Raw genomic sequence first — 23528 nt, 5'->3', positions numbered from 1 at the left:
GGGTCGCTCGCACTGCCGCGGCTGCCGGTGCGTTCGCCGGCCCAGCCTGGGGCCAAGCTGGGCGCTGCTGCGCGATGGCCGACGCCGCCCGCACCGGCCACTCGTTTCGTGATCGGCATCGGTTGTCGGCCGCAAGGGATTGCCCGTGCCGGGTTCCGGACCTCGATGGCTTCCTTGCCTCAAGAGCGCCCGAGCGGAGACCGGACCGGCCTATCACAACGCGACTGTGCGGCAGGGGCTGTGCACGGGGCACGCGCACACATCGCTGCCGCATCGCTTGTTCCAGGGGATCCGCCGCCCCGCAGCCACCACCGCTGACGAATCGAGGCTGGGATCGAGAGGGAACAGTACCAAGGTGAGCGAACACTTCTGGTTCACGGTGTTGGGCCCAGTACGTGCCCAGCGCGGCTCGACAGAGATCGAACTGGGATCCCGTCAGCAACGCGCGGTCCTTGCGGTGCTCCTGCTGCGGGAGAACGGCCATGCCTCGCTCTCCGAGTTGATCGAGGCGGTATGGGGGACAGCTCCTCCACGTACGGCCGGGCAGACAATCCGCACCTATATACACCGTTTGCGGAAGAGTCTGGGACCGGCCCACGATGCGGGCACCTCGTTCATCGTCTCCGCGGGTGATGGCTATGCGCTGCGGGTCTCCCCGGACCAACTGGATCTAAGTGTGTTCCGTCAGCGGGTTGCGATGGCCGAGGGGGCCGTCGGAACGGGACACCACGCCAGAGCCATAGCTCATCTCCGCGATGCCCTCGACCTGTGGTGCGGAGAACCGCTGGCCGGAATTCCCGGAACGTACGCGATGTCTCAGCGCAACCGCCTTGAGGCGCTGCGCCTCGTCGCAGTCGAGCGACGCATCAACGTGGAATACGAGCTCGGCCGGTTCGGCGAGGCCACCGCGGAGCTTTTCGATCTGGTCGCCAAACACCCCCTGAACGAGAGATTCAGGGAGATGCTGATGTTCTCTCTCTGTAAAACCGGGCGGCAGGCAGAGGCGCTTGCGGTGTACCGAGAGGTGTGGAATCTCCTCTCGGAGGACCTGGGCGCGGAACCCGGCCCCCGGCTGCAGGTCCTCCATGAACGTGTCCGGAGGGCTGACCCCGAATTGTTGGTGTCGGACATATTTCCTGATCCTGAAGTCGGCCCCGCCGTCCCCGGGCCCCCAGCCGGAACCGTCCTCGGGGTGTCACCACCCCGGGCTCCGTCCCCGCCGCCCGCCGACTTGCCGACTGTGGTCGGCCGTGACAACGAATTCGGCCTGATCGACGCCCTGTTGGCAGTCGATGCACAAGGTGATGCCACCATGGCGATCGGCGTGATCGTCGTCATGGCCCGAGCCGGCAGGACCACCCCCGCGGTGGTCTGGGCACACCGGATCGCACATCGGTTTCCCGATGGGCACATATATCTTGATCTGCGCGGATGTGATTCCTCCAGCCCGGCCATGACTCCGATGGAGGCATCCGGATCGATACTCCGGTCCCTCGGGGTCGCCTCGTCGCTGCTCCCGTCCGACTTGGAGGGCCGGATAACGCTTTATCGCACTCTGCTCTCCGGCCGGCGGATACTGCTGGTACTCGACAATGCCCGTGACGCGGAACAGATACGCCCTTTGCTGCCCGGCACGCCGAGTTCGCTGGTGGTCGTCACCAGCGGCTGATCTCCATCTTCGACCTACCCCCGGCGGTGCGGCGTGCGACGTATGTGCCGTCCACCCGTCGGGGTCCGTCCAACGAACGGCGCTGCCTCACTTTCGGTGGTGCCGGAGGGTGGTGAGGCGTCGCCCCATGTCCACATCAACGACCTGGACGCCGAGTCGTCACGTGATCGTCCGGACAACTCCCAGGGGGGAGACGACGGCCAGGACCGTGCAGGCGTCCCAGCGCGCGGTGGCGAGGGTGCCGCCGGTACGAGAGGCGAGGTCGTCGATGAAGCCGCTCCCGGTGAGAGGCTCGACGTCGGGGATCTCGGCGGTGAAGACACGGACCGCCTCGACGGGCAGGCAGCCGGCCAGGGCGACGCGCTCGTCGCCGACCACCTGACGTCCGAGTGCGGCCAGCACCGCGCGTACGGCCTCCTCGGCGCGTTCCCGTGTGGGGTAGGCGCCGTCGTACCGCACCCTCTCCGGCATCTGGGGGAACGTCATGGCCGCGGCGGGCCGTCCCTTGTGAGGCTGGGGGACCATCGGTGACCTCCGTGTGGTGACTCGTGGGCCGACTTCCGGCCGTCCGGCCCCCCCGTCACCCAGAGCGAAAGGTCGCTCGCCCCGCACAGTCCGTACAGAGGCGACCGCCAATCGCGCACACCGTGGGTTCTGCGGGCCCTTCCCATCACCCGAGGGATTCGGCAGGAGCCTCGGCAGGGCCGTCGACTTCACCGTCCCGGGTCCACCGCTTGTGGACCCTGCGGATGCTCGGTCTCCTTCACCAGCTGGATGATCACCTCGGAGTCCGGATTGCCGTAGAGCCCGACGTACTTGCGGTATGCGCGCAGCGCCGTGTCGTCGTCGTCCCAGGCTCCCGTGACGGTCGGGCCACCGGGGTGGTTCCCTGTCAAGTTCTTCAGTGCAACCCGGCGGTGCTGCAGACTCATGCGGCATGGCGGCGGTCACGCTTCAGACCGCGGCCTGCAAGTCCGAGCGGAACGACCGGCCGGCCCCGCGCTGCGGTGAACGCCGGGACGAGGAAGACGGCGGCCGGTTCGAGAAGGAGCACGAGCGGCAGCAGGGCCCGTCCCGCCGGTGTGGATGATCATCAGGAACCCACCAACCACAGCCGGTCGTCCCCTTCGGCCTCTAGGCCGTTGTGCAGGCCACGCCGGGCTGCTCTGCGGGAGCCAGGTGTTCGGCACGCCGCTGTACAGCCGGCCCGCGGCGACGTGCCTTGCATCTGCGCCCTACGGCTTCAGTCGTGCTTACCGGGGGCTGTGCACGGTCCATCACCCGGTACATGCCGATGGAGTCGTGCATGGTGGTGGCGGCGAAGCCGAACTTTTCGTAGAGGTGGCGGGCGGGGCCGTCCGCGATCAGCGAGACGTAGGCGGTCGCGGGGCCCGGTGTTCCAGTTCGTCGGTGAGAGCGGCCATGATGCGCCTGCCGAGGCCGCGTCCTTGGTGTCCGGGGTGAACGCATATGTCGACGATCTGGAACGCGGTACCGCCGTCACCGATGATGCGGCCCATGCCGATCGGCTGCCCCTGATGGTGGACGAGCACGCCGTACCAGGTGTTGGGCAGGGCAAGCGCAACCGCCTCGGGGGCTTTGTCCGAGAGGCCGGCCTCGGTGCGCAGCCGGCGGAAGACCTCGACGGAGGGCACACCGGGACTCAACTCGTAAGGGTCGTACACGCCGGTCTCCTTTCTGGTGCGGGCGGGCTTTGGCCTACTGGTTCTTGGCTGGGATCAGCCACAGAGCGATGACGGCGGAGGCTGCGGCCATGCCCGTGGCGGCGAGAAACGCGTTGTCGAAGCCGGAGGCGGCTTGGGCGCCGGCGTGGACGGCGATGCTCGTGGCGGCGGCGGTGGAGGCGGCCGCGGCTCCGACCGAAGCACCGAACTCGTGGAAGGTGCTGACGATGCCTGACGTGACCCCAGCCTCGTGGGGTGCGACGCTGGCCAGTGCGGTGGCGGAGGCGACGACGAACAGGGCACCCAGTCCCGCCGCGGCGACGCTCACCCCGGTGACCATCGCGGTGGTTCCGGACCAGAGCACCGGTACGAGGAACCCGGCCGCTGCCACGGCCAGGGCGGCCACAGCCAGCAGTCGTGCTCCCATCCGGCCGATCAGGGTGCCGGCGACGGTGGCGGCGGCCATGGTCAGCAGCGCCACCGGCAGGAACAGCACGCCGGTCATCAGGGCGCCGTGGCCCTGGCGGTCCTGGAGGTAGAAGGAGCCGAGGAAGAAGACCCCCACCATCAGCGCGGTGGCGACGGCGATCACGAAGGTGCCCGCCACGACCGGGCGCCGGCCGAGCAGGCGCAGGTCCATCAGCGGTGCGGCCGCCCGGCGTTGCCAGGTGGCGAAGGCGGCGTAGGCGGCGGCTGCTGCGGCAACCAGGGCAATGGTGGCGGCGTTGACCCAGCCGTGGTCGCCGGCACGAATGAGGGCGTAGATGAGGGCACCGGTCGCGGCGGCCACCAGGGCGGCGCCGGGTATGTCGAGCGAGCCGGTGGCCGCGCGCGGCAGGCGGGGCAGGATCCGGGCGAGCAGGACGAAGACGATCACGCCGACGGGGACGTTGATGAAGAAGACCCAGGCCCAGCCAGGGCCTGCGGTGATCAGTCCGCCCATCAGCACGCCGAGGGCGGCTCCCCCGCCACCGAGTGCCGACCAGATGCCCAGCGCGCGGTTGCGTTCGTCGCCGTCGAACAGCCGCACCACCACGGACAGAGCGGCAGGCGAGAGCATCGCGGCGCCCGCCCCCTGGACGATCCGGGCGGTGAGCAGCAGCGGGGCGCCGGTGGCGAGTCCGGCGGCCAGGGATGCGACGGTGAAGACGGCAAGGCCGGCCAGGACGACCCGCTTGGGGCCGAACAGGTCGGCGGCCCGGCCGCCGAGCAGCATCAGGCTGCCGAAGGTGAGGGCGTATCCGCTGACCACCCAGGTCAGTGCCGCGCGGTCCAGGCCGAGTTCGGCGCCCATGTGAGGAAGTGCGATCGCAACGACGGTGACGTCGAGGATCAGCATCAACTGGGCGAGTCCCAGCAGGCCCAGGGCCGGCCAGCGCATCGGATGCGGTGTCTGCGATGCGCTGTGGGTGGTTGTTTCCGTGTCGCTCATGACGCTCAACCCCTCATCACTAAACCGTACAGCGATGTTCAGGTTATACACCTGAGGGGTCCAAACCAAACAGGGTTGTTCGAGTTCTGGGGTATCGTGGGCACATGAGCAGCAAGAACACCACCAAGCGCGCCGACGCTCTGCGCAGCATCGAGGCGATCGTGCAGGCCGCGGCCGAATGCCTCGGGCGCAACCCGGACGCGAGCCTGAGCGAGATCGCGCGCGCCGCGGGTGTGGGCCGGGTGACGCTGTACGCGCACTTCACCTCCCGGGCGGAGGTCGTCGATGCGGCGATGAGCCGCGCCCTCGACCGGGGCAACGAGGTGCTGGACGCAGTCGACCTGACCGGTGATCCGCTGCTCGCCCTGGAGCGCTACATCGAGGCCGGCTGGCACCTGGTGGACCAGGCGCAGGCACTGCTCGTCGCCGCCCAACGGGAGCTCCCCGCAGGACGTATCCGGGAGTTGCACGCCGGACCCGCCGCCCGGGTCGAGGCGCTGATTGCCCGCGGACGGGCCGAGGGCGCCTTTCGTACGGACCTGCCCATCGCCTGGCTGGTCAATGTCCTGCAGGCGGTCATGCACAGCGCGACGGAAGAGATCCGCGCCGGCCGCCTGAACCCAGACCGCGCGGCCAGCCACATCACGGCCACGGCGCTCGCCGCCTTCACACCGCCGGGCACCCCGGTACCCGAGCCCCGCGGCGGAGCGTGACACCGGCGGCCCTCCGCGAAAAGCTCACCGGCAGGTCCAGAATCAGCCCCGGATAGCAGCGTGTACGCATCTGGACGGCGTCCCCGGACGGCTGCCGTTCCCGCACCGCTTCTCATCCAGTTGTCCCCAACCAGCACCCGCGGAAGCCGCCCCCTCGGTCAGCGGCCGCCGGTGGATGTCCGGCGATCGCGCTCGTAGCCCCCGTCGGTCGTCGGGCCCGAGGTGACGGTGCCGCCGAACTGGTCGACCCAGTGCCAGATCCACCCGGCGGGCGGGTCGTGCGGAGAAGAGCCGTGAACGATGAGGTGACTTCGAATTACTTTGCGGAGAGCCTGGTCTGTGTCGCCCGGTAGCGCGATGGCGAGATTCCGTATCGGCTGGTGAAGGCCTGGCGCAGCGTCTCGGTGGAACCGAACCCGCACCGAGTGGCCACGCCTGCCAGCGGAAGCACGGTGGACGCCAGCAGGTGAGCGGCCGCCTCGGTGCGGGCCTTGCGCACGAACCGGGCCGGCGACTGCTCGAGGTGTTCCACGAACAACCGGGTGAGGTGGCGTGTGGTCACACCTGCGCGAGCCGCCAAGGCGGTCACGTTCAGGTCGTGGTCCAGATGGCTCGTTATGTGCTCGACGAGCTGTCGGACCACGTCGTCCCTGGGCGGCGGGGAGGCGGTGAACAGGCTCATCTGTGCCTGGTTTCCCGGCCGCTGCAGGTAGGTGACCAGATCCCGCGCCACTCGGCGAGCGAGCTCGGCACCGTGATCCTCCTCGATAAAGGCAAGCGTGAGATCCAGGGCACTGGTGATGCCCGCCGCCGTATAGACGTTCCCGTCGCGGATGTAAATGGGGTCGGAATCCACGGTGATCTTCGGGTGTTGTGCGGCAAGCCGGGATGCGAACCGCCAGTGCGTGGTGGCGCGGCGCCCGTCCAGCAGTCCGGTGGCGGCCAGGATGCCGGCCCCGGTACACACCGAGGCCACCCGGCGGCTTTCTCCGGCCAGGCGGCGGACGTGGCCGACGAGCCGCTGGTCGGCGGCGGCCCGCTCATGTCCCAGGCCGCCCGATACGATCAAGGTGTCGAGCGGACCGGTGAGTCGTTCAAGGGATTGCTGACTTTGCAATGTCAGGCCCGAGCCACAGGTGATCGGTTTGCCGCCCGGACCTGCCACACTGACGCGATAGGGGCGGGCGGGAGTCCCGATCTGATTCGCCATCCCCAGGCTCGTGGTGACGCAGGCGATGTCCAGCAACTCGGCCGATTCGTACCCGACGATCACGATCAGACGTTCGTCCACGCGGCGACCCTACAGCGAAGAGACAGGCACCCCAGGATTCCGGACATCTCATGGGCCGCCGCCTTCTCGTGGGACCGGCCTGGCCAACAGTGGAGTCATGACCGACACCACCGCTTCGGGTGATCCCTTGATGATCGGCTCCGCTCAGGACGACAAAGCCCCTTCCACCTGCGGACGGGACGGTTCCAAGACCGCCACCGCCGGCGTCGCGGCCATGCTCAAGCACCGATGGCCCACATGGCTCGCCCTCGTGTTGGCGGTCGCCACATTCGCCGACGGCCTCCCGGCTCTGGAGTTCCTGGCGTGGCTCCTCATCGTCATGCCGGTCTGCTACCTGATCTTCGGGGCGCTGCGCGGGGAGCTCCGTAAGGCAGGCGCGCTCGTGCTCCAGACGGCAGGGCTGCTCGGCTTCGGTGCCCTGGCCATGGTGGCGCTGGCAATGGCTCACGGCTTCGGCTGGTACGTCCTGGCAACCGGCTGGCTCGGGCACGCCGCCTGGGATCTGCTCCACCACCGCACCAAGGCGGTTGTCCCCCGGGCGTGGGCGGAGTGGTGCTTCGTCGTCGACCTTCTCGGCGCCGCCGCGATGATCTTCATTCAGTAGCCGTACGGCCCTGGACCGCGACACCCTCGACCCGGACCTGGTGCACACCGAGATCCTCGACGCCGTGGCGGACCTGGCCCATCAGCCCCGCGAGCACCGTCAGGTCGCCCGGCGCATCGCTCTCGGCGTGTCCTTCTCCGGTAGCAGCAGCATGTCCCGGACCCTGGCCAAGCCGAGCGCGTCCACCGACGACCCGCGTGACACGGCGATGAAAGCGTTCGAACGTCTCGGCCTGGAACGGGCCCGGGTGCGCGGAGTCTCGGTCCGCCTCGAGCACGGGGTGGACGCGGCAGGCACACCACAGCAGCTCAGCCTCGACCCCGGGCAGGAGAACAGCCGGCGCCTGGACCCGGTCGACGACCGGGTCAACGCGCGCTTCAGGCCGGGCACCGTCACCCGGGACGCACTCGCCCACCGCCGCCACAACGCCTGACCCTGGCCGACGCCGGTCGGCATCGCGCGGGGCGCTCGTTGAAACTCCCCACTTCGTTGAACGCTGGACGAAGTAGGGCGACATCGGCCTTGCGAATCGAAGAGGCCCTACCCCTCCTGAGGTAGGGCCTCTTGGCCGTCTGCACGGGCCTCTTCGGGCCGCTGCACACGGGCTATCGGCGCATGCTCTCCTTGATCGGGAGCGAGACCGGACGACATACCGTCCTACAGGCGGGATGTCAGGATCCGACGCGGATCGGCCCCGCGTCCGATCGGGTCGTCTTTCTGCTCAGCCCATGCGCGCCTGATGTACCTGGCTTCCGATTGAGCCATGAATGAAGCGATAAGTGGGATTAATTGCCGCTTGTCACTCCATCGAGCTCGAAGGAGACGCACGATGCGTCGTTTCAAGGCAATGGCGCCGGTCGCGGCCACGGCGCTCGCCGCGGTCCTCGCCTACGGACCGCTCGCGCAGGCCACCTCCCCGGACCGCGACCCCGGCCCGCATGGTGACGGCGAGAAGGTCATCAAATTGGACGACTCCGTGAGGGAATTCGCCGCCATCGACGTGGGTGGCCCGGGCATGAGCCTCGGCGACGAGGCCATCGGCTTCTCTGACTTCTTCCAGAACGGTCGCAAGGTGGGCACCGGCGGCTTCGTCTGCACCGTCATCAGCCTCCAGAAGAGTCTGCGGCAGTGCGAATCCACCCTCCGGCTGGCCCAGGGCGACATCACCCTGCAAGGCTTCGCGCCTTTCATCGTCAGCTTCCCGACCAGGTTCACGCTCGCGATCACCGGCGGTACCGGCGCCTACCGCGACGCCCGTGGCTACATGGACGGCGTCAACATCGACTCCTCACATGCCAGGCTGACCGTCCACCTCACCAGGTGACCTCCGGGTACCGCTCGCCACGGCCCGGGGTGCGGCGGAACCGGAACGCAGGGGCGGCCTAACCCCGCCGCACCGCCGCATGACGCTCCGCGTCCGGAAACCGGGACCGGAAGCGAGACCCGCCCGCGCGGGAGCGCGCGCCCGCCGCCGTCACCGTATGCGACAAGCCGAAGGGCCCAGGTCACCGAGGTGACCTCGGCCCTTCGTCCTCTCCAGGCCCTGCGCGCCAAGCAGCACGGCGGCGAGGCCTCGGCTCAACTCCTCATCGATGAAGCCGAAGTGATCGAGGGGAGCTGGTCGCCGCCCAACAGGAAGGCCGGGCACCGGACACGGCGTGAGGCGATGGGTCTGGCAGCAGATGAGGGCAGCGGCGGTTCCCGCGGCGATCGCCGTGGCCGGAAGCACGACAGCGGACCTGGTCACCCAGCTCGGTCAGCCGATCGGCGCCTGACCGATCCGTCTATCCCTCCCAGCCCCGCGCGAGCTCCGACTGCGGAACCTTGCTGTCCTCACGCTCGCAACGGTTCTCGTCACGCGCTCCAGAAGGAAAGGCCCAGGCCGGAGGATGGCTTCCCGACCTGGGCCTTGTGCCGTCCAGCGCAATACAGCCGTCCGTATCCGTCCGCAGCGTCCTCGTCGTCCTTCGCTGTCAGCCGGTTACGGCGCTTGGGGCTGCTCGGCCTTCCCGTTCACCGCGCCTGGCGGTGCGGTGAACGGGCCAACCTGCCCTGGCGAGCACTCGCCATCAGGCCACGCAACGGGCGAAGACCTGCACAGTGCCTGAGGTCTTCGCCTCGTTTTGGAATGTGATCTGCCACTGTGTGGCGCTCATCGCACGGTTGTCCGTCACGTCGATGCTGGCGGAGGACACCTTCCAGCCACCGCTGACGGCATTGGTGCCCGCAGGGCAGGTGACAGTGACGGTCTTGCTTTGGTTGGCCGCAATCGACCCGACCGGACTGTTCACGGTGTCGGGGGACGAGGCGGTCACTTCCACAGCCAGCGCAGGGGACGCCAGGCTAAGCGCCAGGGCGGGGGCGGCGGCCAGAGCGAGGAGCTTGGTGCGGGTCATGGTTCGACCTCCTTGAGTGGCTCGCGCATTCGCAACGAATCGAACGCACGACCACCAGACTGAGCGGGGCGGAGGGGAACCGCCATTCGATACCCCCATAAGAGTGACGAAATGCCTACCATTGTTTATTGATCGTGGCCGAGTGCGAGAAGCAACCGCCGACCGAGCGCTGATGCAAGGCTGTTTGCCTGGCTTCTTTGGCCGGTCCAGCCTGGCGCTTACTCGAACAGTGCCTGGCTCAGGACGGCGCGCATGCGTCGCTGCCCGATGGCGGTCCCGATTTCGGGCCCTGACGGGTCACCGCGCAGGCCTCCGCAGAGGACTACGGTCCGGGTGCTTTGCAGCATGTCCCACATCTGGTCGGTCATCCGCACTGCACCGGCGTCGAGGCTCTGGGTCGCGTGCCCCTGACCGCAGGAGTGGAAGATGCCCTTCCAGGACCGGGATGCGGTGTGGAAGATGGCGAACCAGTCCGAGCGGGCTTCGGGCGGTTGCGGGTGGTGCCATACCGGCCAGACGTTGGCGGTCTCCAGATGGCGCAGGCCTTCGTTCTTTTTACAGCCCCGCTCGCAACCGTGTCACTGCGGCAAGGACTCTGGCAATGACCGACAGAGCCGCCAGAAGCTTAAAGAGTGCTGGGTAGCCGCCAAGGGGTGGCGCAAGGGCGCGGTGGCGAAGGGGGCAAGGCGGCGGCGATGGCGAGAGCGATCACCAGCGGGAGAGAACACGGGGTGAGGGCTAGGGCTGCGGTGGTGGATCCGCCAAGGGCGATGAGGGTGGCGGTGCGGGTGGTGACACTCGTGTGGCGGGCGAGGGTGGCGTAGAGAGTGCGGCCGAGGGTTTGCCCAGCGCCGCCGAGGCCGAGGGCCCAGGCTGCTGTGGTGGTTGAGGTGCCGCGTTCGGTGAGGAGGGGGACGAGGGCGATGACGACGGCGTACATCGCGAACCCGGAGATGATCACGGCCTCGGTCAGACTGCTACGCCGGAGCCTTCCCGCTCATTCGTGCGGGACCGATGACGAGGCGGCCGGACGACCCGGGAACTGCAGCGCTCCGTGCTGTGGCTGTTGCCGGGCCCGCCACGCGGAGCCCACCCTTGATGGCGAGCACAGCACCGGCCCCCAGGCCCTGGAGGTGGCGGTGGGTACAGGCTGTTCCCGTCAGTCCGCGCGTTGTTCGTCCTATCTGCGTTGTGAGCGCAGACCCTGTTCCACCTGGCAAGGGCCACGCAGTATTGCCCGCCTCGGTCGCACTGCCATCACCTATCGCGGCTGCCTGCGTTGGTCCGTCGCGGCCTGACTAACGGTTGTCGGACTGCTGGTGGGCGGCGGGGTCGCAGGGGTTTTGTCGTCGACCGGGGTGGTCGCTGCTGTTGTTGCTCTGACCTGGGTGGCATGGACGTTGCGGATCATGCGACTCGCGCCCACCTCCCCAACCCCTGGTGGCGGCCCGGGGCCAGGTGGCGCTAGCGTCTGCGAGCCGCGTCGACCCAAGCCCTGGCCGCCGGGCGACACCATCGCTCTGCCCTGGCCGGAGGATCCCCCGAACGGGGCTGCCGCGATCGCCTGACGGCCCGCTCGCCAACCGCCGGGCCTACTGCCTGCGGCTGTCAAAGGTGGTACCCAACGCCAAAAGCCCAACGGCCACATCCTCTCCCGCTCACCCCTCCGCGACGTCCTAGAAGCTGAGTCGATGCTCCGGGGCGTCCAGGGCAAGGCTGGCCCAGGCCGGCGCCGCGTTACCCCCGCCGAAGCAGCCGCATGGGCCGCCCGGTGGGATGTACGGGCCTGCGAGCCGTGCAAACCCAATCTGCAGACCACAGGCCGTTAACAGTTTCTGTTCCGCTGTTCCTGGGCGGAAGAGGTCCCTGTGCGGCCGAAACGCGGTTGGTTGCGCACGTCAGGGTGCGGTGGAGGAGGCAGCCGTCCGACAGTTGGCACGGGCGAAGGGCCCCTGAGCGGTGGCTTGTTGAACTGGTTTGCCGTGCAAAACGAGGGTGCACGTGGCAGTGCCGCCGTCTTTTCCGAGGATGACGGAGATGCCGGTGGAGCGGGCGGCAGGATCCAAGTCGGCTTGTTCGTGCCATGGCAGACGGGTGGTGACGGTGCGCAGGCGGCCGTCGGCGCCCGGGTAAGCGATTTGTGCCAGGCCGTGTCCGCTGACGGTGAAGCCCGCGGGGATAGTTGCCGGGCTCCTGCGCTGCGAGGAGGCATCGCCGTCGCTCGAGTGGTTGACGATAACGGTTACTGCAAGCGCAGCGCAGGCGAGGGTGACGATGCCAGCGACGAGGATACGGACTCGGCTGCGCCCTGGGACTACCCGGCCGGCTCCTGCGGCGGCTGCGGCGGCGTCCCTGCTGCTGTCCGGGGCTTTCGTGTCACCGACCGTGTCCGGTTCCATTCCTGGATCTCCTCGCTTACCGATGTGTCTGAATGCCTCGCGGACTGTGCTGCACGTACCGGTGCCGATTACAGCCAATGCCGTCGAGGGGCGCAAGGGCCGGAGTGATAGATGCCGTTCATCCTGTTCAGGGTCAAGTACGCCCCTCAATAAGACATATGGGGATTGCCATGGCTGGCGAGGACGGGGCGAGGGTCAAGAGTTCGTCAACGCCAAGCAATGAAGATCTTTTGATAGACGGACAATCGTCGTGAACTACCGCTCCAGCTACCGGACTTGCGTCGGTTTTATCGATTACGTGAGCCTGCTTGACCCGGACGCTCACATGGTGTGACAGTCCGCTCGCTGATCACGAGTCACTCGTGGTCGAGGCAACATGACGGTCGGTCACGGCCCATTCCGTGGCCTATTTTGTGCTGCCATTTTCCAGTCACTGACAGGAGTTTTGATGGGAAGACGGCTACGAATAGCGGCGACTTTAACTGTCGGCGCATTGCTGGGGTCTGTGGTGCAGACTCCAGCGTTCGCCGTGACGCCTTCGCCCGGCGGACACGGTCCGGGGATCGTGGACTCGGTGAAGAGCTGGTTCGGTGCTGATCGCAAGCTGCCGATGCCGCCGGTGGGTCCGAAGGATGCGATCGCCGATCGACAGAAGCTGCCCGTCGGCAAGAAGCTGCCGGCAGCGCACCGCGTGAAGGAGCTGACGGCCAAGCGGACCCCGTCGGCGCGCTACTGGAAGATGTCCGACGGGCGGACACAGGCCGAGTACGCGGCGGTTCCGCTAAGTTACCACGCGGCTGACGGCTGGAAGGCCATCGATACCGAGGTCACGGGCACCAGCCGCTCGGGGTTCGCGTTCGCCAACACCACGAACCTGGCCCGGACGTACTTCGGTTCACGTAGCGACAACCTGCTGCGGTTCGAAGTGGACGCGAAGCACACGGTCACGCTGGGACTGGCCGGCACCGCCAAGTCCGTCGAGTCGGCGGCGAAGGGCGACACGGTCACCTACCGGGATGCGACCGCGGGTGCGGACTTCGCATACCGGGTCGGGCGCGGTGAGGTCAAGGAGGATATCGTCCTCTCCAAGGCCCCCAGCAGCCCCGTGTCCTTCACTTTCACTCTGAAGACCGACAGTTTGACGCCCCGCCAGAACAAGGATGGCTCGATTTCCCTGTTCGGAGGGGATGAGTCGGGCCGTGCGGTTGCGGTGATCCCGGCCGCCGTGATGTTCCAGGCCCCGAAGAACGCCGACAACGCTGTCATCGATCTCACCCGTGGCCCCGTTTCGCAGAAGCTGACGCGGGACGGCTCAGCCTGGCGGATCACGCTGACACCGGATGCGAAGTGGCTGGCCGCACCAGACCGCCGGTTCCCGGTGACGGTGGACCCGACGATCGTGCTCTCGCCAACGCCGTCGACGTCGCAGGACGTGATGATCGACTCCTCGCAGCCGACGACGAATCTCAACGGTGTCGGCGGGGCCAGCACGGGTAACTGGCAGCTGGGTGTGGGGACGACCGCCACGGGCAAGCTGCGGTCGCTGCTGCAGTTCCCGCTGACCGGTATCCCGGCCGGTTCGAAGATCGATGCGGCGCGGCTGGGGGTCTATTACAACCAGGCGCACACCACCAACTCCAACAGTGTGCCGGTCGAGGCGCACCGGGTGACCGGGGCGTGGACCGCGACAGGTGCCACGTGGAACAGCACGAACGCGTTGTCGGGTGAGCTGTCGGGAACGACGGTGCAACTGGACGACGGGGACGCGGGCACGGCGGCGAACGGCTCGTGGCCGTACTCGACGAACGGCGCCTTCACGCAGTACGCAATCAACCAGGATTACGCGTACAACAAGGACACCATCGCCGGGGCCACCTACACCTGGCAGCCGACGGTGCCGGAGACCGACTCCTATCGGGTGGATGTGCACTCCATCCCGGCGACGGACCGGGCCACCAACGCGCCGTACACGGTGACCTACAACGGCGGGACCTACAACACCACCGTGGACCAGTCCGCGGGCACCGGTGGGGTGTGGACCTCGCTGAACAACGGCGGTGAGCTGTCGTTCTCCAAGGGCACGGCCGGCAAGGTCGTCCTAGGCGACGGACCGGCCTCCGCGACCACCGCGGTCATCGCGGACGCGGTACGACTGGTCAACCCCGCCGTGGTGTCGAAGGCGGCGGGCACGTACGACAAGTGGCACAGCATCCCGGTCACCGACACCGTGCAGAAGTGGGTGGACGGTACCGCCACCAACTACGGATTCATGCTGCAGACCACAAACGAGTCCACCCTCGGCCAAGGCGGTCCGCTCTACGAGGCGGGCGAGTACGGCTACGGCGGCGAGACGGCGGCCTATCCGAAGCTGACGGTGACCTTCGGCCGGGTCGGTGTCGCGGTGAACGCCCCGACGAAGATCCACGCGGATGGTGCGGAACTGTCCTGGCCCGCGTATGTCGACCCGACCCCGGGTGGTCCCACGGGTGACGACCTGGCCGAGTACCAGGTGCACCGCAGTGTCTTCCAGGGCTTCACCCCGACGGCGGCGACACTGGTCGCGCCCGTCGCGGCGGGCACGACGAGCTTCACCGACACCACGGCGGTGCCCACCCCCGCGGACTCCGCCGACGACTTCCACGCGGTGTACTACGAGGTCGCGGTCAAGACGAAGGACGGGACGGTCATCGGCGGTCCGGTCCAGCTCGCGGACCTGCCGAAGGCGGGGCAGACCCGGCAGATCATCCAGTCCGGGACGGGCTACGCCGATACCACGCTGTCGTCGACCCAGCCCACCACCGGGCACGACACCATCTCCAGCGAGGGCGTCAACCAGAACTGGCTGACTGTCGGTAACAACTCCAGCACCTTCGGCAAGACCCGTGCGGTGCTGAAGTTCCCCACCACCTCACTGCCCGCCACCGCCCGGGTGCTGTCGTCGCAGGTACAGGCCTTCTCGACGATCACCACCAACACCGGCGGCGGCTCGGCCGTCTACGAACTCCACGGCCTGACCAAGGACTTCGACGAGGCCACCGGCAGTTGGAACAACTACACCGGTACCACCGCGTGGACCACGGCGGGCGGTGACTACGCCTCCACCGTCTCGGACATCGTCACCACCGTCACCAACGACCCGAAACGTCAGTGGTGGGATGCCACCAGCCTCACCCAGGGCTGGGTCACCAGCCCCTCCTCCAACCACGGCGTGCTGCTCAAGGTCAAGGACGAGACCACCGGTGGCCCGCAGGAACGCTCGGTCTTCCTCTCCTCCGAGACCAGCGAGGCGCAGCTGCGGCCGCAGCTGATGGTCACCTATGTGGATGCGACGACGGCCTCGACGTACTACGCGCCGCAGGTCCCGTCCCGGATGACGCCGGGCACCGCCTATACCGCCGACGTCGACCTGACCAACACCACCAGCACCACGTGGACCGCGGCTGCTCAGCAGCTGTCTTACCGCTGGACCCTGGCGGACGGTACGGACGTCACCAACGGCGGCAACCAGATCAAGACTGCCCTGCCCCAGGACATTCTCCCGGGCCAGACGGTGACGGTCCACGCGCAGGTCAAGGCGCCGACCAACGCCGACTCGGGCCAGCCGACGAACAAGCGGACGGCGTACACGCTGACCTGGGACACCTGGAACAAGACCAACTCCACCTGGAACTCCGCCACCGGCGGTGTGCCGGGCCTCGCGCAAGCGGTCAGGATCGAGGACCCGACCTCTGACGAGATCGGTCTGGAGAAGTTCTACTCCTACACCGGCAAGAGCACCGGCGCGGGCTCGTCGGTCATGAACAACCTGGCCTCGGGTAACAGCGTCTGGCAGTACAACGCGTTCACGAACCCGGGCCGCGGCCTGAGCACGTTCGCCCGGTTCGCCTACAACTCCCTGGACACCTCCGACACGGTGATGGGCCCGGGCTGGTCTGCGCAGGCCGCCGCGCCGATCCGGCTGGGCGCCGCGCTTGACTTCCACCCCAACCCCAACCCCACCGAGGTCACCCTGACCGACGGTGACGGCACGGCGTCGGTGTTCACCAAGCAGGCCGACGGCAGCTTCAAGGCCCCGGCGGGTGTGCATTACAAGCTGGCGATGAAGGGCGGGGTGGACTGCACCCCGGACAAGGACAACACCGCCGACGCCTGGTCGATGACCCGGCCCGACGGGACGCGGTTCTTCTACGACTGCGCCGGCTACGTCACCTCCGTCGTCGACAAGAACGGCAACACCCAGCTCTTCACGTACGAGCACCGCAAGTCCAACAACAAGCCGGTCGAGTTCCTGCAGTACATCACCGACCCGGCCGCCCGGCAGACGCTGACCGTCACCTACTTCAACAAGGGTGACGCCTACCAGTACGTCGACGCCGCGGGTGCGGTCCAGTCGGGCACCAACCTGACCAACCCGAAGATCATCGACCACATCAAGTCGATGACCGACATCTCCGGGCGCCAGTTGACCTTCCTCTACACCACGCAGGGCCTGATGGCCCAGCTCACCGACGGCGCTGGCGCCACGCAGCCGAAGGTGTTCAAGTTCACCTACGACGCCACCCAGGGCGCCAAGAACGTCAAGCTGGTCAAGATCACTGACCCGCGCGGCAACGCCACCAACATGGCGTACTACGCCCCGCAGGCCGGCGACGACCCGAAGTACCACTGGTGGACCAAGACCGTCACCGACCGTCTGAACGGCACCACCGACTTCACCTACGCCGCCGACGGCACCACCCCGGCGTTCACCGACACCTCCGTCAAGGACGCCGAGAACCACACCACGGTTTACATCGCCGACGACTTCGGCCGCCCCGTCCAGACGACGAACGCCAAGTCCCAGACAACGAAGATGAGCTGGGACGCGGACAACAACGTCACCTACCTGGAGGAGGCGAACGGCGCCAAGAGCACGTTCTGCTACGACCAGAAGACGGGCTACCCGCTCTGGCAACGGGACGCGGAGAGCAACAAGAACGGTATTCCGCCCTCGAGCGACTGCGCGCTGGGCACCTACCCCGCCAACGCGTCGAAGTACGAGTACCAAACGCGCCTGGACGGCTTCTCAGCCGACCTGTTCCGCAAGACCTCACCGGAGGGCCGTATCTGGCAGTTCGGTTACGACACTTTCGGCAACCTGAAGACGGTCACCGACCCCAAGGGTGTCGCCACCCCGACGGCCGCTGATTACACCACCTCTTACGAGTACGACGCCTACGGCGAGCTGACCAAGGCAACCGACGCCAACGGTAACCCGACCACCAACAGCGACTTCGGCCCGACTGGTTACCCGAACACGATCACGGACGCCCTCAGCAAGTCGACGACCTACGTATACGACGAGCGCGGCCAGGTCACCCAGGTCACCGACGCCCTCGGCAAGAAGACAACCCAGACCTATGACACCTACGGGCGTCCGATGGTCAAGACGGCACCCAAGGACCAGGCTGCCGGCGTCGTGATCACCACCCCGGCTCCGATCTACGACGCCAACGACAACGTCACCACCACAACCGCGCCGAACGGTGCGGTGACGACGGCGGTGTACGACAACGCGGACCAACTCCTGTCGGACACGGCACCGAAGGACACGCCGACCGGCCCGGAGCGCAAGACCGCCTACACCTACAACAAGACCGGTCACCTGAGGACGATCACCACGCCCAAGGGGACCGCGACGACCGCGGACCCGAACGACTACGTCACGACCCACAACTACGACGAGATCTACCAGCTGTCCTCCGTGGTCAACGCGACCGGCGACAAGATCTCCTACGAGTACGACAACGTCGGCAACCTCGTCACGGTCATCAACCCGAACAAGAACGCGACCGCCGACACCACCGACTACACCAGCAAGACCGCCTACGACCTCAACCACCGGCGCATCTCGCTCACCGACGCGCTGGGCAAGACAAACTCGCGTACCTATGACAAGGACTCGCTCGTCGTCGCCTCCAAGGACGCCGAGAACAACGAGACCCTGATCACCTACGACGAGCGTGGCAAGCAGAGCGAGGTCAAGGTCCCACACCAGGGCACCAGCCCCGGCATCACCTACCGCTCGACCAAATACGAGTACGACCAGATCGGCAACACCACCAAGGTGATCACTCCGCGCGGTGTGACGACGGCGAACACCGAGGACTTCACCTCCAGGACCGAGTACGACGCGCTGAACCGCCCGGTCAAGCAGTTCCAGCCGTACGACCCGGCGGACACCCGCTACAACAATGCGAACGTCTACACCCAGACGTTCTACGACGCGGTGGGCCGGGTCTCCAAGACCTCGATGCCGCCGTCCGAGGGCCAGACGGTCCGCAACGACGCCACGTACACGTACTTCGACAACGGCTGGGCCAAGTCGATGACGGACGCGTGGGACATCGTCACCACCTACGACTACGACGAACTGGGCCAGCAGACCGCGCGGACCCTGACCTCGGCGGGCGGCTCGTCCAACCGCACGATGAACTGGTCGTTCTACCCGGACGGCAAGTTGAAGTCGAAGACCGACGACGGTGTGCCGGTCGGCAGCGCGGTTCCGCTGGTCGACAACACCGACACCCAGAACACCAGCTCCACCGGCACCTGGACCCACGCCAGCCTCCCCGGCCAGCAGGGCTTCGACCACCAGGTCCACGCCGCCGGGACCGGGACGGACGCGTTCACCTGGACGCTGAACATCCCCAAGGACGGCACCTACACCGCTTATGTGCGCTACCCCCAGGTCGCCGGGGCCGCGACGACCGCGAAGTACACGGTCACCAAGTCCGACGGCACGACCACGAACGTGACTCGCGACCAGAGCACGACCGCGGGCACCTGGGTCAGCCTCGGTACCTTCGCCCTCACCCAAGGCAACGCCGCCAAGCTGCAACTGTTCCAGAACAGCGGCGGCGCAGTCGTCGCCGATGGCGTCAAGCTGGTGCGGGACAACTCGGCCGACACCGACAACGAGAAGCACACCTTCGCCTACGCCTATGACGTCAACGGCAACCTGACGTCGATCAACGACACCTCACCCGGTGCGGCGACAGACGCCTACGCCATCGACTACACCGGCCTGGACCAGATCCAGAAGGTCACCGAGGCGCTCGCTGGGCAGGCCAAGAAGACCACCTCCTACACCTACGACGCCAACAGCCAGCCGGAGACGGTCACCCATCCCGACCAGTTCTCCCGCTACACCTACGACGCACGTGACCTGACCCGGACAATCTCCGTCGGCACGACACCCACGGACACCTCCCCCAAGGTCTCGTCGTACACGTACACCGACCGCGGCCAGGTCCTGCAGGAGACCAAGGCCAACAAGAACACCGTCGACTACACCTACTACCTCGACGGAACGACCAAGAGCACCACGGAGAAGAAGGCCAACGGCAACCTGGTCGCATCGCACTCCTACGCCTACGACGCCAACGGCGGCATGGCGCAGGACGTGGCGAGGAAGATGAACGCCGACAACCACGCGGCGTTCCTCGACTCGACCACCGACTACACCTACGACCCGGTCGGCCGGCTCGCCATGTCGGTCAAGACGGGCAACGGTGCGGGCACCGACACCTATGTCCATGACGACAACGCCAACGTCATCAGCCAGACGGTCAAGAACACCACCACGTCCTTCACCTACGACCGCAACCGGGTGCTGAGCTCTTCCGTCTCCGGTACGTCGTTCCAGTACAACTACGACCCTTTCGGCCGCCAGGAGTCGGTCACCAGCAACGGCAAGGTCGTCGGGCGCAGCGTGTACGACGGCTTCGACCACGTAGTCGAGTCCCAGAAGATGGACGGGACCGGCGCGATGAAGTCGACGACGTTCACCTTTGACCCGCTCGACCGCACCCTGTCCAAGACCGCCGACGGCAAGACCACGGACTTCGAATACCTGGGTCTGTCCAGCGAGGTCCTGGACGAGAAGGTCGCCGGCCAGCTGTCCAAGTCCTTCCAGTACAGCCCGTGGGGCGAGCGGCTGTCCCAGGTCAAGCAGAACACCGACGGCACGACCGAGGACTCCTACTACAGCTACAACAGTCACACCGACGTCGAGGCGCTGACCGACAAGAACGGTGACACCAAGGCCACATACGGCTACACCGCCTACGGAAGCGACGACACCTCCGAGTTCACCGGGATCGACAAACCCGACGTCCAGAACCCCACCAAGGAGGACTACAACCCGTACCGGTACAACGGCAAGCGCTGGGACGCCCAGTCCGGCACGTACGACATGGGCTTCCGTGACTACAGCCCAGGCCTCAACCGGTTCACCACTCGGGACATGTACACCGGCGCGCTGGCCGACATGGGCCTCGGCGTCGACCCCTTCACCGGAAACCGCTATGCCTTCGGCGGCGGCAACCCGGTGAGCAACGTCGAAATGGACGGCCACTTCGCCCTCGTCGACGATCTGGCCGAACTCGCCGTCGTGGCCGTCGCGGTCACGGCGATCGTGGCCTACGAGGTCGTGGTGAACGACGAGGACGTGCAGACCGCCATCAGCGACACCATCGACTCGATCTCGGACGGCATCCACGACCTGTTCGAGGACGACGAGCCGGAGCCGGCCCCGACCCCCCGGCCGCGTCCCGCGCCCCGGCCGACGCCCGACACGGACAACAAGCAGCGGTGTGACAGCGAGCCCAAATCCTCCCGCTTCCAGTACCAGCCGCTGGACGGGGCGGGCCGTTCTCAGGGTGCTACCGCGTTGATCTGCCCGAGCGACCTCAAGGCCCCGCTCGCGGACAGGGACACCGGCACGGTGAACGTGTACGGGTTCCCAGACCCCGCGCAGAACACCCCCAGGTCGGGGAAGGGGAACATCTTTGACCGCACGCACATCGTCGGCGACAAGGTGGGCGGCGACTGGGTGAACGAGAACCTGTTCACCGGGTTCTCGCGCATGAACAAGAGCGGCATGCGGCGTTGCGAGATCAAGATGGAGCAGCAGCTCGCGGCCGGAAAGTGGGTCATGTACACGGGCAAGCTCAACTACAGCCACACCACGGGAATACCGGACAGCATCACGATGTCCGCCTACACCGAGGACGGAGTATTGTTCAACAGCGTCTTGGTCCAGAACAGCACGGATTGGCAGACGACATGCTGAGGGTCGAAGAACTGGAGGCCGCGCTTCCGTCGATGACACGGTGGCGTGTGCCTGGTGGGCGCAACGTGGACTGGACCGCCCTCGAGGCGACCCTCGGGACGGCGCTGCCCTCGGACTTCCGCTCTCTGGCGGAGGCGTATCCGGTCTTGGTCGTCGACGACTTCCTGACGGTCTCCGCTCCCCGGCCCGGTGCCGAGGCGTCATGGGCGTCCGCGTCCAGGGAGGACGAGATCCTTCAGGATCTGTACGAGATGGGCGACACCGAGGGCTACGTTCCCTTCCCACAGCCGGGAGGCCTGATCTCCTGGGCGGAGTCCAATTCGGGGGACTCCTTCTACTGGCGGACAAGCCCTGCGGACCCGGACGCCTGGCCCGTGGTCGTCCGCGGAGACAACGGCGACTGGTCGGAGTTCCCGGTCGGCGTTGTCGAGTTTCTGGCCGGCGTGTACGGGCGCACCATCCACGTGCCGGGCATGCCCAGGGACTTTCCCAGCGACGACCCGCAGGTGCTGGGCCTGAGCGATCGCATCGACTGATCGGCAGCTGATCCGCAGGCACATGTGAACAGCGATCGCCCCCGGGGTTCCCGGGGGCGATCGCCATTCAGCGGTTGCGCGACTTTTGTGACCATTTGGGGGCATTAGGGCCTGTTACGAAAGTGGATTTCTGCAAGAATCACCCCTCCCTGCGCGAACGCGGCTCTGGGCAGCGGTGAGCGCCGCCACGCAGCGACTTTCGAACATGGAGCAAGCAGATGGGGTACTGGGGTTCCCTTGTCGTCGTTCGCCATCGGCATCCGCTGGGTGAGGTGGCGGCCTTCACTGACGGGGTGCGCATGGAGCTGCTCCAGGAGCGCGCTGATGACTGGCGGCTCTGGTCATTGGAAGGGCGGACCTCGCTCGATGAGGAGAGTCTCATCGAACTGGTTGACGTCACTGGCCATCCGGTTCTTGCCGGATTCGTCATGGACAGCGACTGCCTTGTGCTGGAAGGCCGGACCAGGGACCAGGAAACCTGGCGCGCATGTCTCGATCGGACAGCTATGTCCGCCTACATGGCAGAGGATGGCCAATCCGTCGACGACTGGTTCTTGGGGCCGGAGGAGGCTGCGGAGCGTGCTGTGGCCTGGGCGCGGGCGGCTGGCCTGACCCCGGCGCCCAAGGCGATCGCCGATGTCCTGTCGAAGCGGTCCGACCCGTTCGTGGAGGATCTGTTCCAGGAGTTCATGGACGGCTTGGGCATTGAGCTCTGAACTGCCGCGGGCGAAGCGTGCCGATCACAGCCACTCGTTGATGGCCGCTACGAGGACAGTGGCCTCGTAGCGGACCGCGAGCTTGTCGTACCGGGTGGCGACGGCGCGGTGTCTTTTGAGGCGGTTGATCCCGCACTCGACTGCATGACGCTCGCGGTGGTCGACCGGGTCGAAATGCGGTGGCCTGCCACCGTGCGAGCCTCGCTTCCTGTGGTTGCGCGCCTGGTCGGCCTTGTCGGGGATGGTGCAGCGGATCCCGCGGCGGCGCAGGTAGCCGCGGTTCTTGCGGGAGGCATACGCCCTGTCCGCCCGCACGCGATCAGGGCGGACACGTGGCCGGCCCGGCCCGATGCGGGGCACACGGACCTTCTTCAGTACGGGTTCGAACTGCGGCGAGTCCCCGCGCTGTCCAGCCGTCACCACGATCGACATGGGCTTCTGACCTTGCTCGACGGCCAGGTGCAGCTTGGTGGTGAATCCGCCGCGCGACCTTCCCAGCCCGTGATCACCAGGCTCGGTGAACAGGCCACCCGGTGGTTCCTTCTGCAGGTCACCCCGCTTCCGGGCCCCGGCCGCATGCTGATGGGCACGGCAGACCGTGGAGTCGACGCTCAGGTCCCACGTGATCGCACCCTTCGCATCGGCCAGAGACTGGAGCCGGGTCAGGACGCGGTGCCAGGTGCCGTCCCGCTGCCATCGGCGGAACAGGTCGTAGACCCGGCCCCACGGCCCGTACTCGACAGGCACGTCCCGCCACGGAACACCGGTCCGGACCCGAAACCGTATGCCGTCGATCAGCCGCCGTCGCGGCCAGACCGGCGGCCACCCCGCCTTCATTCCTTTCGGCAACAACGGCTCCAACACCGCCCACTGCTCGTCCGTACGATCTCCCCGACCCATGAACCGTGATCATCCAGCACTCAAGATCCACTTTCGATACACGGCCTAGGGCTCTGCGCCCACACGATGGGT

15 protein-coding genes and 2 pseudogenes are annotated in these 23528 nt (G+C 67.1%); 8 read left to right on the top strand and 9 right to left on the bottom strand.

Going from position 1 to position 23528, the window contains the following annotated elements; genetic code table 11:
* Nucleotides 1-355: 355 nt before the first annotated feature.
* The gene (locus tag OG937_44735; GenBank protein WUD78324.1) at nt 356-1669 is read left to right on the top strand and encodes an AfsR/SARP family transcriptional regulator; all 1314 of its coding nucleotides are present in this window, start codon (nt 356-358) and stop codon (nt 1667-1669) included.
* A 159-nt stretch (nt 1670-1828) separates the two neighbouring features.
* On the opposite strand, the gene OG937_44730 is transcribed toward OG937_44735, so the two are convergent.
* From OG937_44730 to OG937_44715, 4 genes and pseudogenes are all read right to left on the bottom strand, one after another.
* The gene (locus tag OG937_44730; GenBank protein WUD78323.1) at nt 1829-2194 is read right to left on the bottom strand and encodes a DUF2267 domain-containing protein; all 366 of its coding nucleotides are present in this window, start codon (nt 2192-2194) and stop codon (nt 1829-1831) included.
* Nucleotides 2195-2382: 188 nt separating this feature from the next.
* Nucleotides 2383-2565, bottom strand: a complete 183-nt coding sequence (locus tag OG937_44725; protein ID WUD78322.1) for a hypothetical protein — start codon at nt 2563-2565, stop codon at nt 2383-2385.
* Between the two features lie 379 nt (nt 2566-2944).
* Nucleotides 2945-3354: pseudogene (locus tag OG937_44720) on the bottom strand (GNAT family N-acetyltransferase).
* A 34-nt stretch (nt 3355-3388) separates the two neighbouring features.
* Nucleotides 3389-4786, bottom strand: coding sequence for an MFS transporter (locus tag OG937_44715; GenBank protein WUD78321.1), 1398 nt, complete (start codon nt 4784-4786; stop codon nt 3389-3391).
* 104 nt (nt 4787-4890) lie between these two features.
* Here OG937_44715 and OG937_44710 point away from each other — a divergent pair, with 104 nt between their 5' ends.
* Nucleotides 4891-5499 carry a TetR/AcrR family transcriptional regulator gene (locus tag OG937_44710; protein WUD78320.1) on the top strand — a complete coding sequence of 203 codons (609 nt, stop codon included), beginning with the start codon at nt 4891-4893 and terminating at the stop codon, nt 5497-5499.
* Nucleotides 5500-5815: 316 nt separating this feature from the next.
* On the opposite strand, the gene OG937_44705 is transcribed toward OG937_44710, so the two are convergent.
* Nucleotides 5816-6790: a GlxA family transcriptional regulator gene (locus OG937_44705; GenBank protein WUD78319.1), complete on the bottom strand. Its 975-nt coding sequence runs from the start codon at nt 6788-6790 to the stop codon at nt 5816-5818.
* 97 nt (nt 6791-6887) lie between these two features.
* Here OG937_44705 and OG937_44700 point away from each other — a divergent pair, with 97 nt between their 5' ends.
* From OG937_44700 to OG937_44690, 3 genes are all read left to right on the top strand, one after another.
* A complete protein-coding gene (locus OG937_44700) occupies nt 6888-7394 on the top strand; it encodes a hypothetical protein (GenBank protein ID WUD78318.1) in 507 nt (168 codons plus the stop codon).
* 40 nt (nt 7395-7434) lie between these two features.
* Nucleotides 7435-7827 carry a hypothetical protein gene (locus OG937_44695; GenBank protein ID WUD78317.1) on the top strand — a complete coding sequence of 131 codons (393 nt, stop codon included), beginning with the start codon at nt 7435-7437 and terminating at the stop codon, nt 7825-7827.
* Nucleotides 7828-8223: 396 nt separating this feature from the next.
* Nucleotides 8224-8718: a hypothetical protein gene (locus OG937_44690; protein WUD78316.1), complete on the top strand. Its 495-nt coding sequence runs from the start codon at nt 8224-8226 to the stop codon at nt 8716-8718.
* A gap of 745 nt (nt 8719-9463) precedes the next feature.
* On the opposite strand, the gene OG937_44685 is transcribed toward OG937_44690, so the two are convergent.
* The 3 genes and pseudogenes from OG937_44685 to OG937_44675 all read right to left on the bottom strand — a co-directional run bounded on the left by OG937_44685 (nt 9464) and on the right by OG937_44675 (nt 12189).
* The gene (locus OG937_44685; protein ID WUD78315.1) at nt 9464-9790 is read right to left on the bottom strand and encodes a hypothetical protein; all 327 of its coding nucleotides are present in this window, start codon (nt 9788-9790) and stop codon (nt 9464-9466) included.
* 555 nt (nt 9791-10345) lie between these two features.
* Nucleotides 10346-10745: pseudogene (locus tag OG937_44680) on the bottom strand (MFS transporter).
* Between the two features lie 943 nt (nt 10746-11688).
* Nucleotides 11689-12189: a hypothetical protein gene (locus OG937_44675; protein WUD78314.1), complete on the bottom strand. Its 501-nt coding sequence runs from the start codon at nt 12187-12189 to the stop codon at nt 11689-11691.
* A gap of 448 nt (nt 12190-12637) precedes the next feature.
* Here OG937_44675 and OG937_44670 point away from each other — a divergent pair, with 448 nt between their 5' ends.
* From OG937_44670 to OG937_44660, 3 genes are all read left to right on the top strand, one after another.
* On the top strand, nt 12638-21304 hold the full coding sequence (locus tag OG937_44670) for a DNRLRE domain-containing protein (protein ID WUD78313.1): 8667 nt from the start codon (nt 12638-12640) through the stop codon (nt 21302-21304).
* The gene (locus tag OG937_44665; protein ID WUD78312.1) at nt 21298-21840 is read left to right on the top strand and encodes an SMI1/KNR4 family protein; all 543 of its coding nucleotides are present in this window, start codon (nt 21298-21300) and stop codon (nt 21838-21840) included. Before OG937_44670 ends, OG937_44665 begins: the two co-directional genes overlap by 7 nt.
* Nucleotides 21841-22058: 218 nt before the next feature.
* Nucleotides 22059-22556, top strand: coding sequence for a hypothetical protein (locus OG937_44660; protein ID WUD78311.1), 498 nt, complete (start codon nt 22059-22061; stop codon nt 22554-22556).
* Nucleotides 22557-22580: 24 nt separating this feature from the next.
* Here the strand turns inward: OG937_44660 and OG937_44655 are convergent, their stop codons facing one another.
* Entirely contained in the window at nt 22581-23456 is an 876-nt protein-coding gene (locus OG937_44655) for an IS5 family transposase (protein ID WUD78310.1), read from the bottom strand.
* Between the last annotated feature and the right edge of the window lie 72 nt (nt 23457-23528).

Origin of the sequence: Streptomyces sp. NBC_00510, assembly GCA_036013505.1 — a bacterium.
Lineage (GTDB): Bacteria > Actinomycetota > Actinomycetes > Streptomycetales > Streptomycetaceae > Actinacidiphila.
The sequence above is the reverse complement of the archived record's forward strand: the minus strand, read 5'-3'. Positions and strand labels throughout refer to the sequence as shown.

Bases quoted from the DNA above. Each gene is read 5' to 3' on its own strand.
- OG937_44730 (WUD78323.1), bottom strand. From the start codon at position 2,194: ATGGTCCCCCAGCCTCACAAGGGACGGCCCGCCGCGGCCATGACGTTC.
- OG937_44715 (WUD78321.1), bottom strand. From the start codon at position 4,786: ATGAGCGACACGGAAACAACCACCCACAGCGCATCGCAGACACCGCAT.
- OG937_44710 (WUD78320.1), top strand. From the start codon at position 4,891: ATGAGCAGCAAGAACACCACCAAGCGCGCCGACGCTCTGCGCAGCATC.
- OG937_44700 (WUD78318.1), top strand. From the start codon at position 6,888: ATGACCGACACCACCGCTTCGGGTGATCCCTTGATGATCGGCTCCGCT.
- OG937_44690 (WUD78316.1), top strand. From the start codon at position 8,224: ATGCGTCGTTTCAAGGCAATGGCGCCGGTCGCGGCCACGGCGCTCGCC.
- OG937_44685 (WUD78315.1), bottom strand. From the start codon at position 9,790: ATGACCCGCACCAAGCTCCTCGCTCTGGCCGCCGCCCCCGCCCTGGCG.
- OG937_44675 (WUD78314.1), bottom strand. From the start codon at position 12,189: ATGGAACCGGACACGGTCGGTGACACGAAAGCCCCGGACAGCAGCAGG.
- OG937_44670 (WUD78313.1), top strand. From the start codon at position 12,638: ATGGGAAGACGGCTACGAATAGCGGCGACTTTAACTGTCGGCGCATTG.
- OG937_44665 (WUD78312.1), top strand. From the start codon at position 21,298: ATGCTGAGGGTCGAAGAACTGGAGGCCGCGCTTCCGTCGATGACACGG.
- OG937_44660 (WUD78311.1), top strand. From the start codon at position 22,059: ATGGGGTACTGGGGTTCCCTTGTCGTCGTTCGCCATCGGCATCCGCTG.
- OG937_44655 (WUD78310.1), bottom strand. From the start codon at position 23,456: ATGGGTCGGGGAGATCGTACGGACGAGCAGTGGGCGGTGTTGGAGCCG.